Here is a 13,011-nt window from a genome sequence, read left to right on the forward strand (position 1 = left end):
ATGCCTATATTTGTGAGCCTGTTAATGCTGTGTGATGTGGTAGTTATCCAGCGTTAACGGCTTTTTTATTTCATGAAGCATAATCATCATTTACTTTCTAAAACTCAATGTCTCTGATTATTTGTGTCCGTTTCTTTAGTTCAGCGATCTGTGAGGCCAGTGGTTCCAATGCCAGCTGTCGTTCCTCGTCATTAGTGATAATGAAGTAACCATTATTGGGCTTCCGGTACACTGCGCCGATTGGCTTGTGATGAAGTATGATTAAGCGACTAATGGTCATCCGAACCTTACGACTGCTCCAGCCTGTGATCTTCATAATCTCTTTTTGCGGTCGGGGCCGTTCCATCCCTTTAGGTAGTAGCTCCATAATTCGCTGCTCGTCCTTGTCTAAATGTTCCATCTATTTGGCCCCCTTCAATAGGTCTTTAAGCTCTGCTAGTTCCTGGATACTTTCATCAATCAAGGTGAGGGCGCTAACCTCTTGGCCGTCGGTGTATGTTTTGGCGGTGCCGTTTAGCGTCTTGACATTGCCTTCAATGTCAGAAAGAAGCGAACTCTTTAATAACTTGGCGTCCTTACTTAGCTTCATATTGTTCCCCCTAATTGGTAAATTGAGTAACTGTGCCAATAATAAAGGCTGCTACTGGTACAAATGTTGCCAGGTAAGCCCACAAGCGGTCACTTGGCGCCGTATACCAGAATGCCAGTATTCGATTATCAATAGTGCGTAATGCTTTCATCATGATTACCTCTGTTCTGCTGCCGAACGCAAAATTGCGCTCGGCTATTCTTTACTCTGCTCAACGCAAAATTGCGTTGAGCCATACTTTTACTGGCCAGTCCAGAATTGGACCCGTCCTGTTTTCCCTACTCATTGCACGCTGGGGAGCCATGCTTTAGTTATTTTGCTGTTGTTGTGACTTCATCCACTTATCAAGGGATGATTTACAGTAATGCTTGCTACCCTCGATTGTGATGGTAGGAAAGCCAATATCTGCTCTTTCCCACTTGATGAGGGTACCTGGTGAAGTCCCCAGATACTTAGCAGCCTGTCGTTGGTTCATATACTCTGGCCAGTGGTTCGTTGTCTTTGTGTCTGCCACCACCTGTTCAATAGCAGCCTTGACCATTGAAAGGGTGGCCTGCTCTAATTCCGGCGGTAGCTTTACTCCAATATCCATGCTGAATCATCCCCCTAAATGCGGTCTAGCAAGGCTTTAGCTGCGTCTTTTAAGCTGTCTAGGGCGATCAAAGTATATCCATTTCTGAATCCCATTTGTTGTAGGCAAACAACCATGTAGGAAACGTCTGCGTATTTGATGATGTCATGTTCCTTAATGAAAGTCCGATCTTCTAACGGCGTGCTTTCCGTCGGCTGGTTTCCACCGTAGTAAATCTCACCAATAAAAGGGATGTCTGCGGTGTGATCTTCAACGGTCATATCAAAGCCCATTCCGTCTTCATATTCTCCAGCGGTGAAAATACCATTCTCCAGGCGAACTTGGTCGCCGTCTTGTAGTTCAAACGTTTCTGCCTTGCGGTTGTTCAATTCATCTAAAATCTTTTGAGTGTCAACATTCTTCATTCTGAAATACCTCTTTCTTTGTTGTTACTTGCTCTGTGCTGCTACCGTCCGACTGTCGTTAATATCAGCCGTTGCGTATTCATCAATGAGCCAATCGCTTAGCTTTTTGTATGTAGCTGGTGTTACCTTACGATGGTTACGCTTGAAAATGTTGTCCAGCGTCCAACGGCTCAAACCAAGCTGGCGGCCAAGCGCTACTGTGGATAAGTTAAGCTCTCCACGTTTGCGCTTGATAGCCGTTACCTGCTTATCAGATAAGTACATAGACATTTAGGTATCATCTCCTTTGCTTTACCAACAAATTGTTGGGTTAGCGTCTAAAAATACAGCCCAACTACTTGTTGAGCTTACAAGTTAAATATATACCCAACAAATTGTTAGGTCAACTATTTGTTGATAAAAGTGTTAAATAGTCATATTATGGTTTAATGAAAGAGTGGTGAGTATTGTGTCACAAAATAAAAAAGCGCCTATGAACAATAATCGAATCAAAGAAGTTCGATTAGCGCAGCATAAAACGCAAAAAGATTTAGCAAAATTATTGGGTGTATCTGAACAGGCAATTGCTTATTATGAAAAAGCACAACGTGAGCCATCATTAAAGAGCTGGATTAAATTAGCTGATTATTTAGACGTTTCTACCCCTTATTTACAAGGAATATCCAAAAATTCCAGAAATGAGATTAACAAGCAGCACTACACCATTAGCGATATTATTTCTCTAACTTATTCTTCTATCAAATTAATGTATGCATTCGCTGGTAGAAACAAGTATGACGTTATCCCAAACATACCAAGACTTCGGCCAAAATATGGTAATCCATTTAACTATACTGAAAGAGCTTGCCTTTTTGACACCACCGATACGTTACGAAAGTTTTCGGATACTGTGAAGCTCGGTGAGTTCATGAATGAGATTAAGAATGGAATCCTTACTAAATATTCCCAGAAAGGTTCTCTAGAGCAGATTGCAACTAGAAAAGACATAGATAAAATAATCATTCAGTTTTATGAAGCTGTTAGAGAAAAGTATTTGCAATGTATGGATAACAAGTCTTTTATCGATATGGTTAGCGATGATTTGTCGTATTTTGTTATAAATCAGGCAAAAGCGGACGTTTTTGGGACAACGACTTCATTTAGTGAAGGGAAACGTTTTATCAATTCTGAGGACTTAACTAAGTTGCCAGAAGGGCTTAGCGCTGACGTTTATCAAAGGGTAATGGATGTGCTAAATCAAACTAAGGAAAAACTAAATAAATTGAAATGATTAATTCTTATGAAACACTTTCACCGTATGTTTTTGTACGTTCTGTCTTTATTGAAACAAATTATTCTCAATTTTATTTACTGTGAAGTTACGTCCAAACGTGATCGACGTTAAAAGCTACTGGGAGGATTATTTTGGCTAAAAAGATCAAAGACGACGAGGGGAACGTCTATAAACAAGTAACCCCAAGCAATTCTGATCGCAAGCGTACACTCGAAATTGTTATCGGAATTATTGCTATTGTTCTGTCTGTTGTGTGCATCGGTGGCAGTTTTGGGGCTGCCAGCGTTGCTGATGCCTTTGGTGGCGGCGGATACTATACCGCTAAAATGATGTTAGGGCTAGTTCTCGCCATAGCCGCTTTTGTTCTCGTGTTCTTTATCAATAAAAAGCGGACATTAATTGGATGGCTCATTCTCGTATTTGGGCTAATCATTCTTTTTATGTGTGGGGAATATGGCATCATTCCTGGAATAGTCTACGCAATTGATGGTGTTTTAATTTTAGTTAGAAAGTAGGTTTTATTATGGCTAAAAAGATGGTTGATAAAGATGGAAATACATATGTACAAGTAAAGCCCTGGTATAAGCGCTGGTGGGTTTGGGTACTCGTTGTAATTTTAATATTTGTTATTGGATCAGCAGCTGGTAGTGATGATTCTTCAAGTTCATCCAGTAGTTCAAGTGCCACAAGCAAACCAGTAAAGAATACAGCCAAAGAGGTAACGCTAGGTGCAGGAACCTATAAAGTAGGTCAAGACATCAAGCCTGGTCGATATGTTGTTACGGCAACAAACGGTAGCGGTAATTTTACTAACAAGTCTGGAAGTATCAACGTAATCTTAGGTACTTCAGAAGATGATGACGCTGGGCAGATTACCTCATATACTGCCGACCTTCACAAGGGCGAAACCATTAAGCTAGAAGGTATCCAGTCAACTGATTTCAAGCCAACGCCAAAGCCTAAATATCAAACTACTTTGTCTGCTGGTTCATGGAAGGTTGGCCAAGATATTAAGCCTGGCCGATATGAAATCAAAGCTATGCAAGGTAGCGGTAATTTAACAACTTCTGATGGTGATGTTAACGAAATTCTTGGTACTGAATCTGATTCAGACTCTGGACAAGTTACTCATGTTACCGCTAATCTCTCAAACGGCCAGACGTTAAATACCGACCTTCAACAAATTAAACTCATTAAGAAATAAGGTTCGGAAATTGCCCCAAATAAATTACCAATCGCTGATAAATATAAAGTGTCGATAGTTTGACCAACCGTCGCAATTCACGACGGTATTATATGGGAACCCATCTCCGCCTTTGAGATGCTGCCGGGAATTTCAACCAGCTCAAAATTGCGCCCGTTAATTTTCCACACTTCTGGGGATGTTATTCGTATCATGGACTGGACCGGGTACACGTCCAGCCTGGTCCACTCATAAAAATACCCCTCTCATTGCCACGCTGGGGAGCTGTGCGAATGAAAAGGGGTTATCTTATGAGTTATGTAAGGAAAGCTAAAAAAGGATACTACGGCGTTGCGGTATATCGTGACGAGAACGGGAAACGGCGGCAAAGATCTGCCGGGTGCTTTAAGTTAAAACGTGAAGCGGTATCTGCTGCCGTTGCATTGGAAAAGAAGCTTAATGCAATCAATCAACCGTTAAAGGATATATCACTAGCTGATTATTACCAGCGCTGGTATGAAACCTACAAACAGAATGGACTTTCCGGTATTTCTAAAAGTAGATATGAGATTTTCCATAAGGTAATCAGTAACTATTTTGGTGATAAGAAGCTGCGGGCCATTCGTCGTTCTGATTACCAGCAATTTATTAATGAGTACGGGGCCAAGCACGCAATGTCCAGTGTTTCTAAGTTAAACGGTGCCATTCGTTCCTGTGTGGGCTATGCAATTGATGATGATGTAATAACGAAAGACTTTACCCACAACGTCAAGCTAGTTAATAACAAGGAACGGGAATACAAAGTAGAGTACCTAACCAATGATGAGTTGGTAACTCTTAAAAATGCTGTAATTGGCAAGCTTAACCGTTACAACACCAGCCGCTATATGATCTTGACTGCTATTTACACGGGAATGCGAAAGAGTGAGATACAAGCGCTCACCTGGAAAGACATAGACTTTCTCCATGCAACGATCAGCATAAGTAAATCGTGGGACGAAAAGAAAAAAGCTTTCAAATCAACTAAAACTAAATCAAGTAAACGGACGATCAAAGTTAATCGTGAGTTACTCAATCACTTAGCTGATCTAAAAGCTAATCAATCGGTTATGGTATTTCAGAATGTACTGGGGACCATCCCCACAAGTAACGCTCTGAATAAATGTTTACGTTCTATTATGGCGTCATGTAAGTTAAAAAAGCAAGGTTTCCACTTTCACTCACTGCGACACGTTCATGTTGCTTATCTATTGGGCAAGGGCGTAGACATTTACGCCATATCGAAAAGGCTGGGACATTCAAATATCACGGTAACGTTGAAAACTTATTCCTACTTAATAGAAGAATACAAAGCGAAAAACGATACGCTGATTATCGATAAGTTAGCGGAATTATGAGTAATGCGGAAAAAGTGCGGAAAAAAGTACCATAAAGCCCGGTATATAAGGGTCGTGTATGGTCGTCATCTCCATTGTAGGGTTGCTTAAACGCTGTCATAGCAGTGCTTAGCAACTTTTTTATTTTGGCACAAAAAAGGAGCCATGTCCTGAGACACAGCTCCTTAAGCAAATCGTATTTAATTAGTCGGCAACGACCACGTAAGATTTGATAACCTGACGCTCATCCATCCCCTTGTAGGCAGCGTCAATGTTGTCCAAGCTAAAGCTCTTGGTGAAGACCTTGCCGGGGTTGATTTCACCGTCCAGAACGGCCTTGAGCAGGACTTCCTTGTCGTAGGTGGTGACGGATGCGGGACCACCGGCAACAATCGTGTTCTTGTAGAATGGGGTGGTCATGTCCTGTTTTGGTGTGTGTGGCAGACCGACCCGGCCCACAATAGCACCTGGACGACCAACCTTCATGGCGGTGTCGGTTGACTGCTCCGTCCCGACACACTCCAGGACTGCATCGGCACCGTCGCCGTTGGTCAATTCCATGATCTGCTTGACGGCCTCGTCACCACGCTCGGCAACGTTGTCGGTGGCACCGAATTCCTTAGCCAGCTCCTGACGATCGGCGTGCCGGCTAGTAGAAATGATCTTCTTGGCGCCCCGCAGCTTAGCGGCAATAATGGCACAGAGGCCAACGGCACCGTCACCCATGACGACGACCGTGTCGCCCGCGCTGACGTTGGCAACCCGGGCGGCGTGGTAACCAGTGGCCATGACGTCGGCCAGCGTCAGCAGGGACTTGAGCATCCCTTCGCTGTAGTCGCTTGGCTTGCCGGGGATTTTAACCAGGGCCCACTGACCATGCTGGAAACGAATATATTCGGCCTGGACGCCATTGCTGAAGTTGTCACTGTGACTCAGGCAGGAACCGTCAAAGCCTGCCCGGCAAGCGGAACAGTGGCCACAACCATGGGTGAATGGGGCAATTACAAAGTCCCCTGGCTTGGCCGTGGTGATGTCTGCTCCAACTTCTTCGACAATTCCAATGGCCTCGTGACCAGAATTTTCTTCATTCGGTTCTAGCGGATTGATTCCCCGAAAGTTCCAGAGGTCAGAACCACAGACGCAGGTCCGGACGACCTTGATAATGACGTCATCCGGAGCTTGAACGGTTGGCTTCTCAATGTCAACCAGCTTCATTTCACCTTTCTTCGCAAATACAGCAGATTTCATAAAAAGGTCCCCTTTCTGTAATCACTTTCATTATAGCCGATTGCTTCACAAAGTTGTAATACTTAAACCTAATACCTGACCATGCATCTGCTGCATGATGGTAAATGTGAAAGAATAATGACTTCTCGATCGGAAGACGGGCGCCGGGGCCTGGAGAATGTTAAACTAAAGAAAATGCGCAGTTTTTTAAAAGTTAGGAAGTGCGATGACATGAATATTCTTATGATTGAGGACAACCACTCTGTCTGTGAGATGATGGCGATGTTCTTTAAGAAGAACAATTGGGACTATGAATTCGCCTATGATGGAGTCGCGGCCGAGGAAAAATTTGCGGCCGCTCCCGACAAATGGGACATCATTTTGCTGGACCTCAACCTGCCGAAGAAGGATGGGATGCAGGTAGCGGCCGATATTCGTCGGATTTCGCCAACGGTGCCGCTGATTATGCTGACGGCCCGGGACACCGAAAGCGACCAGGTCTTGGGACTCGAGATCGGGGCCGATGATTATGTTACCAAGCCCTTCAGTCCGATTACGCTGATTGCCCGGATGAAGGCCCTCTATCGCCGGACTCAGCTGGCTAAACTTAGTCAGCAGCAGACGGCGACGACCAGCGACTTTGACATTGAAACCGAACACTTCAAGATGAATACCAAGACGCGGGAAGTCTACCTCTTCGACCAACCGGTCAGCGATCTGACGCCCAAGGAATTCGATCTGCTGAAGACCTTGGCTTCCAAACCGCGCCAGGTCTTTACCCGTTCGCAGCTGCTCCAACTGGTTTGGGACTATGAGTACTACGGGGATGAGCGAACGGTGGACGCCCACATCAAGAAGCTGCGGCAAAAGCTGGAGAAGGTCGGCCCCCAGGTGATCAAGACGGTCTGGGGTGTTGGCTACAAGTTCGATGATGAAGAGGAATAGGAACTAAGCCATGAAACTAATGTATCGGTTGATGCTGACTTTTTTTACGATCATTATTGTTTTACTCGCAATTCTCAGCATTTCGTTTGTTCAAGTAACCAACAAAACGCTCTACCATAATACCTGGAACCAGATGAAAAGTTATGCGGATAGCCTGGTTCAAGACTCGATCCGCTACGACCCGGCAAATAAACAGTTTATTGGTTTTGCCACCCAGTCGCTTCAGAGCAATGCCAATCTTTTGACGCGTCAGCACGTCCACTTTGCCCTCTATGATGCTACCCGCCAGCAGGTCTATGCTAGCAACGGTTTTACGCCCACCATTACTAAGGAACAGTGGCACAAATTAAAGGACGGCAAGATCATTTGTACCCGGGAGACCATGGCTAAGATGAATCACCAGGTTGCCAACACGAATAAACCGCAAATTACCGAAGTCCTAAAGCCTTATTTCTACAAGGGCAAGCTGGTGGCGGTGGTTTCAATTGCCACCTTCATCTCGACGATTAAGGAAAATATGCACCAGATCATCCTAAACTTGCTGGTAGCTTTTGTGATCGCCGCGCTGCTGACGCTGATCGTCAGCTATTTCCTGGCCCGCTCGATTACCAAACGGATTGAACACCTGCGGGCCGCCACCCACGAGGTCGCCAAGGGGAACTATGACGTTCAGGTCGCCACTAGCGGAAAGGATGAGGTTGCCGATCTGGCGCAGAGCTTTAACACGATGACCCGGTCACTAAATGCCTCGCAAAAGGAAATTCGCCACCAGGAGGAACGGCGGCGACAGTTCATGGCCAACGCGGCTCACGAGATGCGGACCCCGCTGACAACGATCAACGGGATCCTCGAGGGGCTGGAGTATGATGTCATTCCGGAAGAGGACAAGAAGCACAGTATCAAGCTGATGCAAAACGAAACTAAGCGCTTAATTCGCCTGGTAAACGACAATCTAGACTACGAGAAGATTCGAACCAATCAAATCTCAATGGAACGCAAGGTCTTCGATGCCGCGGCTGTTTTGACGAATCTCAGGGAACAACTAGAAAAGAAAGCTACCGCTCAGGGCGATCAGTTGAAACTGGATGTGCCGAGCGACCTGCGGGTTTACGCCGATTATGATCGCTTCGTCCAGATCATGTTTAACATCATCCAAAACGCGATTCAGTTTACCCAAAACGGGACCATCAAAATTAGCGGGCGCCTGGAAGAAACGGGGAGCCGTTTTCAGGTTGCCGATAATGGGATCGGGATGACTGAAGACCAATTGGCTAATATTTGGGAACGCTACTACAAGGCCGACCGCTCCCGGATGAACACCAAATATGGCGAGTCCGGACTGGGGCTGGCGATTGTCCACCAGTTGGTTCGCCTGCATGGCGGTAAGATCGATGTGCAGAGTACTCAGGGAAAGGGAACTACCTTTACAATCTTCTTCCCGGACCGTGACCATGCACCGCATACTGGGAGTGCTGACCACCAGCCCCAGCAAAAAAATTAAAATGTCCTGAGAACGCTATCTTAAAGTAACTATAATACTTTGCTCAATGATTAACGAATAGAAAGCGCTTGCGTAAACGTTTGCATTGTGCTAAATTACTTTCTTGTAGTATTGATTGATAGGAGAGAATTGTATTATGGTTTATTTACTTGCGCTGGTCCCTGCCCTTGGCTGGGGGATCATGCCGCTGATCACCGGTAAGATCGGTGGTTCGACAATTAATCAGATGTTTGGAATTGGTGCCGGGGCCTCAATTGTGGGGATCGTGGCCTTTCTGGTTGGTCACCCGAGCGTCAGCACGACTGGCTTCTGGTTCTCGGTCCTTTGTGGGGCCCTGTGGACGATTGGTCAGATCGGGCAGTTCGTGTCCTTCAAGCGGATGGGGGTTTCCAACACGATTCCGCTGTCGACGGTCTTTCAGCTGGTTGGTAACTCCCTGATCGGGGTCATCATCTTCGGCGAATGGCGCGGTGCCCGGGCCCTGACGATTGGGTTCATCGCCCTGCTGATTGTGATCATCGGTGCGCTGATGACTTCCGTTTCCGACGGCAAGACTGGCAAGAAGGTGACGATGCAGAACTTCCTCTTCCTGCTGGTCACGACGATTGGTTACTGGGTTTACTCGGCCTTTCCAAAAATGCCGGTTGTTAGCCATGAAGATGCGTTGGGGGTCTTACTGCCAGAGATGCTGGGGATCCTGCTGGGCTCCGTGATCTACACGATCGCTTCCGGCCATGCTTACGCCTTCAAACAGAAGGAGCAGTACCTAAACATCCTCGGTGGTCTGTCATGGGGGATTGCGGCGCTGGCTTACATCTTCGCCGGTCGGGCCCTCGGGGTGACCGGCGCTTTCGTCTTCACCCAGATGAACGTCATCATCGCGACGCTCGGTGGTGTTCTCGTTTTGCATGAACAAAAGACGCGGCGCGAGATGGGCTTTACCGTTGGCGGAATCATCTTGATTGTGCTCGGCAGCATTGGAACCATTTTTGCCTAGAATTGATAATTAAGTGACCAACGGGGTCCGATATTCAATTGTGAATATCGGACCCCGTTGATGTTATACTTGCTTTAATAAGCAATAGGGGAACTAAACGATGAAGATTTGTCCGAAGTGCAATACAGAAAATGCTGACGCTAACATTTTTTGTCAAAACTGCGGGGCCAAGCTGCCGGGAACGTTGGCACTGGTCTGCCCCAAGTGTGGCAAAGTCTGTGCGTTGGGGACCAAGGAATGTCCGGTCTGCCATACCAGGTTAAACGAGCAGCCGCGGCGGGTGGCACCGGAAATCAAAACGAAAAAGTCTAATCAAAAACTGATGATAATTTTAAGCGTTTTGATTGTTGGTGTTTTCCTAGTTGCGATGATCTATTGCGCCCAGCGGACCCAACAGTCAAATCACTATATCGGGGCAAGGGTGGTCTGCTACGATCAAGGTCATCATTACCAGTCCACTGAGTACTTTGTGGTGAATGAGCATATTGATCCTCAAGATGATGAATTTCGGGCGGCCTACGTTGGCAGCAATCAGACGGGAGCGGCAAACTTAAAGAATATTGAGATTGGGCACATTGATAAACTTTATCGGACGCACCGTCACTACCTCATCAAGACGGGGCACGGAAGGGTTGTTTTTACCGGTCCCCGGAAAGTAAGTATTCAAATGCGGCTGAAGCGGAAGACTATTGCGCTGAATGATAGTTTCATTCCTGATGCTAAGCTTCACCCTGCTAAATTTACCGGGGCGGGCAAGCCAAGGCAGGTCGGCTACGCCAAGGTCATCTCAATTGGGACCAGTACAGACTAATAAAAAAGCCGAGAAGGCGGGAAAATTTTCCTGCGCTTTTCGGCTTTTTTTAGCGATGAATAATCAGTACTTGTTCGAGCCAGTGGTTGGCGGACTTGGTATTGTGGGCGATCAACGGGTATTTATTCAAGATCATCCGCAGGTTTCGCAGGCCAAGTGAATGCCGATTGGTGGTGAGACCAGTGAAGTGACCATTTAACTGGTTGAGATCGACGTGCTCGTCCTTCGTTGAGTTGCCAATTACAATCAGTTGCTCCTGCTCCTTGTTAAAGTAGCTAAAGCTAATCTTCTTTTCTTCGGACTGGGCGGCCGCATTGATGGCGTTGTCGAAGAGAATCGAGATCATCCGTAGAGCATCGGTAATGTTGATGGCCTTTACCAGCGTGATCGGTTCGACAACCTCGATAGTGACGTCAATCTGCTTATCCATGGCCGCCATCACCTTACTGTAGGCCAGACTCTTGATCTCCAGGTCCTTGATGTTGGCGAGGTGGCCAAGCACTGCTGTCCAGATTTCGACGTTGGAATTGGTCGGCAAAACAACGTGGTCAAAGATCTGCCGGACTTCCTCGATGGTGCCGTCGTGAACGGCATCATTTAAGCTGAGAAGGAGATTCTTGTAGTCGTGACGGAAACGCCGCAGGTCATCATACATTTCTTCAATATGGCTGGTGTAGGTCTGCAGGTTAGTCAGTTCCGTGGCTTGACTAAGCGCGAGCCCACAGTAGTAGAAATAGTTTGCCGCGAGTTTGACAAAAGCAACGGTCAAGAGGTAGTAGAGGATTCCAATACAGACAAACATGAATGTATTGATGTGGAGAAACTGATTATGGAAAGCAAAGCGAAAAACATTAAACGAAAGCAAAAAGAGGTTGAATAACCAGGCGAGCAAGGGGCGCTGTCGAATGACCATGGTCGAATAGCGGTCAAAGCTGCCCTTGAATTTTTTGATAAAGAGGTAGGCCAGGAGCAGTTCAATGATGATAATCACGTCCGCACCATAATTGTTGAAGGCAATCACAGTACTCGGCGAGAAAGTACCATAGATGGCCGTAACGGTTGGGCCGAGGATTGCCATCGTAAATTCATAAATTGCCATAACAAAAATGAAGTTGCTGGCGATATAGGTAAAGCTGATGTGGCACCTGGCAACGATAAAGTAGATGAGTAGTGCGATGATGAAGGTTGCCAGGATGACGAGTGCTAGTGAAACCGGGACAAATAAATAGAAAAACGAGGTCAGGATCAAGAACCACCAGGGGATTCGGATGTTGGTCAGAAAATTGAAAATCTTATAAGTCCCAAAGGCCGCGATGAGCGGTTGGAGAATGAAGGATAAAAAGATACCGACATAGTTACCGTTAAAGGATGCCAGAATTGTTGATAAAGTATTTATAAGAGACATTGCTAAACCACCTATCAAGATAAAAAATAGTCAACGTCCCATCTTACCATGCCAATCAAAAAAAGTGGTCAGGATTTTCAGTCCAATGTCATTAAGTTAAGAGCTTGACAATTAGTGGTCGGTTCTTACAGGATGTCGTTTGAAAAGTAATTCGTTAATTTTAAGGCCACCTAAGTAGTAATCGCGGTTACTAATTAGGTGGCCTTAGTTAATTTAAAGCATACTAAAATAAGGGTTATTTCGGGTTCCCTGCTGATTTAAGCCACGCGATAAACAAAGCTGATGGCTCTTTTAGCTTTTAACTTCCGTTTGTCCTGACGACCAGGACGAATTGGAATCAGGTAAGCTTGAATCTGAATTAATAACTCTGAAAATTTGGCCTGCAGATTGCGCTGATAATAATATCGAACAATTTTGGTCGCCATCTTGAAATTAATGGCATACCAGTGGCGATGATTAGTTTGCTGGACATAAGCTTGACTGATCGTTGCACTAACAACATTAAACATAATTAAGTTGGCATAAAGCTCCATTTCGATGAATTGATCTTTCTTAGAGTGAAATTGAATGGCGCCTAGCGCGTACTTTAGTTTAGAAAAGGCCGTTTCAATTCCCCACCGTAAATGGTATAACTTCTTCATTCGTGATAACGGAAACTGATCCTTTGGAAGATTAGTAATTAGTACTTCCCACTCTGGTTCCCCTTCA

16 protein-coding genes are annotated in these 13,011 nt (G+C 45.6%); 8 read left to right on the forward strand and 8 right to left on the reverse strand.

Annotation, left to right across the window (positions count from 1 at the left end; genetic code table 11):
* Positions 1 to 97: 97 nt before the first annotated feature.
* From OCT58_RS02820 to OCT58_RS02840, 5 genes are all read right to left on the reverse strand, one after another.
* Complete coding sequence (locus OCT58_RS02820; RefSeq protein WP_267201328.1) at positions 98 to 400, reverse strand: hypothetical protein; 303 nt, start codon at positions 398 to 400, stop codon at positions 98 to 100.
* Positions 401 to 589, reverse strand: a complete 189-nt coding sequence (locus OCT58_RS02825) for a hypothetical protein (RefSeq protein ID WP_267201329.1) — start codon at positions 587 to 589, stop codon at positions 401 to 403. It lies immediately after the preceding gene.
* A 307-nt stretch (positions 590 to 896) separates the two neighbouring features.
* Positions 897 to 1,181: a helix-turn-helix domain-containing protein gene (locus tag OCT58_RS02830; protein WP_267201330.1), complete on the reverse strand. Its 285-nt coding sequence runs from the start codon at positions 1,179 to 1,181 to the stop codon at positions 897 to 899.
* A gap of 14 nt (positions 1,182 to 1,195) precedes the next feature.
* Complete coding sequence (locus tag OCT58_RS02835; RefSeq protein ID WP_267201331.1) at positions 1,196 to 1,585, reverse strand: hypothetical protein; 390 nt, start codon at positions 1,583 to 1,585, stop codon at positions 1,196 to 1,198.
* 24 nt (positions 1,586 to 1,609) lie between these two features.
* Positions 1,610 to 1,855 (reverse strand): helix-turn-helix domain-containing protein, encoded by a 246-nt coding sequence (locus OCT58_RS02840; RefSeq protein ID WP_267201332.1) that lies wholly within the window; start codon positions 1,853 to 1,855, stop codon positions 1,610 to 1,612.
* Between the two features lie 178 nt (positions 1,856 to 2,033).
* On the opposite strand from OCT58_RS02840, the gene OCT58_RS02845 reads away from it, so the two are divergent.
* From OCT58_RS02845 to OCT58_RS02860, 4 genes are all read left to right on the forward strand, one after another.
* A complete protein-coding gene (locus OCT58_RS02845; RefSeq protein ID WP_267201333.1) occupies positions 2,034 to 2,855 on the forward strand; it encodes a helix-turn-helix transcriptional regulator in 822 nt (273 codons plus the stop codon).
* 134 nt (positions 2,856 to 2,989) lie between these two features.
* Positions 2,990 to 3,373, forward strand: a complete 384-nt coding sequence (locus tag OCT58_RS02850) for a hypothetical protein (protein WP_267201334.1) — start codon at positions 2,990 to 2,992, stop codon at positions 3,371 to 3,373.
* An 8-nt stretch (positions 3,374 to 3,381) separates the two neighbouring features.
* The gene (locus tag OCT58_RS02855; RefSeq protein ID WP_267201335.1) at positions 3,382 to 4,062 is read left to right on the forward strand and encodes a hypothetical protein; all 681 of its coding nucleotides are present in this window, start codon (positions 3,382 to 3,384) and stop codon (positions 4,060 to 4,062) included.
* Between the two features lie 290 nt (positions 4,063 to 4,352).
* On the forward strand, positions 4,353 to 5,438 hold the full coding sequence (locus OCT58_RS02860; RefSeq protein WP_267201343.1) for a site-specific integrase: 1,086 nt from the start codon (positions 4,353 to 4,355) through the stop codon (positions 5,436 to 5,438).
* Between the two features lie 183 nt (positions 5,439 to 5,621).
* Here OCT58_RS02860 and OCT58_RS02865 read toward each other — a convergent pair whose 3' ends face one another.
* Positions 5,622 to 6,665 carry a zinc-binding dehydrogenase gene (locus tag OCT58_RS02865; RefSeq protein ID WP_267201336.1) on the reverse strand — a complete coding sequence of 348 codons (1,044 nt, stop codon included), beginning with the start codon at positions 6,663 to 6,665 and terminating at the stop codon, positions 5,622 to 5,624.
* Between the two features lie 210 nt (positions 6,666 to 6,875).
* Between OCT58_RS02865 and OCT58_RS02870 the strand changes: the two genes are divergently transcribed.
* The 4 genes from OCT58_RS02870 to OCT58_RS02885 all read left to right on the forward strand — a co-directional run bounded on the left by OCT58_RS02870 (position 6,876) and on the right by OCT58_RS02885 (position 10,898).
* Positions 6,876 to 7,589 carry a response regulator transcription factor gene (locus OCT58_RS02870; RefSeq protein WP_267201337.1) on the forward strand — a complete coding sequence of 238 codons (714 nt, stop codon included), beginning with the start codon at positions 6,876 to 6,878 and terminating at the stop codon, positions 7,587 to 7,589.
* A gap of 10 nt (positions 7,590 to 7,599) precedes the next feature.
* A complete protein-coding gene (locus OCT58_RS02875; RefSeq protein ID WP_267201338.1) occupies positions 7,600 to 9,090 on the forward strand; it encodes a sensor histidine kinase in 1,491 nt (496 codons plus the stop codon).
* 136 nt (positions 9,091 to 9,226) lie between these two features.
* Entirely contained in the window at positions 9,227 to 10,087 is an 861-nt protein-coding gene (locus OCT58_RS02880; protein ID WP_267201339.1) for a GRP family sugar transporter, read from the forward strand.
* A gap of 100 nt (positions 10,088 to 10,187) precedes the next feature.
* Entirely contained in the window at positions 10,188 to 10,898 is a 711-nt protein-coding gene (locus OCT58_RS02885) for a zinc ribbon domain-containing protein (RefSeq protein ID WP_267201340.1), read from the forward strand.
* 49 nt (positions 10,899 to 10,947) lie between these two features.
* On the opposite strand, the gene OCT58_RS02890 is transcribed toward OCT58_RS02885, so the two are convergent.
* Together OCT58_RS02890 and OCT58_RS02895 are read right to left on the reverse strand one after the other, a co-directional pair.
* Complete coding sequence (locus tag OCT58_RS02890; protein ID WP_267201341.1) at positions 10,948 to 12,303, reverse strand: GHKL domain-containing protein; 1,356 nt, start codon at positions 12,301 to 12,303, stop codon at positions 10,948 to 10,950.
* A 257-nt stretch (positions 12,304 to 12,560) separates the two neighbouring features.
* Positions 12,561 to 13,011, reverse strand: a 451-nt coding sequence (locus tag OCT58_RS02895) for a transposase (protein WP_267201342.1), incomplete at its 5' end; no start/stop codon positions are given.

Source organism: Limosilactobacillus kribbianus (assembly GCF_026413145.1).
Lineage (GTDB): Bacteria > Bacillota > Bacilli > Lactobacillales > Lactobacillaceae > Limosilactobacillus > Limosilactobacillus kribbianus.

Bases quoted from the DNA above. Each gene is read 5' to 3' on its own strand.
- OCT58_RS02890 (WP_267201341.1), bottom strand. From the start codon at position 12,303: ATGTCTCTTATAAATACTTTATCAACAATTCTGGCATCCTTTAACGGT.
- OCT58_RS02860 (WP_267201343.1), top strand. From the start codon at position 4,353: ATGAGTTATGTAAGGAAAGCTAAAAAAGGATACTACGGCGTTGCGGTA.
- OCT58_RS02835 (WP_267201331.1), bottom strand. From the start codon at position 1,585: ATGAAGAATGTTGACACTCAAAAGATTTTAGATGAATTGAACAACCGC.
- OCT58_RS02875 (WP_267201338.1), top strand. From the start codon at position 7,600: ATGAAACTAATGTATCGGTTGATGCTGACTTTTTTTACGATCATTATT.
- OCT58_RS02870 (WP_267201337.1), top strand. From the start codon at position 6,876: ATGAATATTCTTATGATTGAGGACAACCACTCTGTCTGTGAGATGATG.
- OCT58_RS02855 (WP_267201335.1), top strand. From the start codon at position 3,382: ATGGCTAAAAAGATGGTTGATAAAGATGGAAATACATATGTACAAGTA.
- OCT58_RS02825 (WP_267201329.1), bottom strand. From the start codon at position 589: ATGAAGCTAAGTAAGGACGCCAAGTTATTAAAGAGTTCGCTTCTTTCT.
- OCT58_RS02865 (WP_267201336.1), bottom strand. From the start codon at position 6,665: ATGAAATCTGCTGTATTTGCGAAGAAAGGTGAAATGAAGCTGGTTGAC.
- OCT58_RS02840 (WP_267201332.1), bottom strand. From the start codon at position 1,855: ATGTCTATGTACTTATCTGATAAGCAGGTAACGGCTATCAAGCGCAAA.
- OCT58_RS02885 (WP_267201340.1), top strand. From the start codon at position 10,188: ATGAAGATTTGTCCGAAGTGCAATACAGAAAATGCTGACGCTAACATT.
- OCT58_RS02820 (WP_267201328.1), bottom strand. From the start codon at position 400: ATGGAACATTTAGACAAGGACGAGCAGCGAATTATGGAGCTACTACCT.
- OCT58_RS02880 (WP_267201339.1), top strand. From the start codon at position 9,227: ATGGTTTATTTACTTGCGCTGGTCCCTGCCCTTGGCTGGGGGATCATG.
- OCT58_RS02830 (WP_267201330.1), bottom strand. From the start codon at position 1,181: ATGGATATTGGAGTAAAGCTACCGCCGGAATTAGAGCAGGCCACCCTT.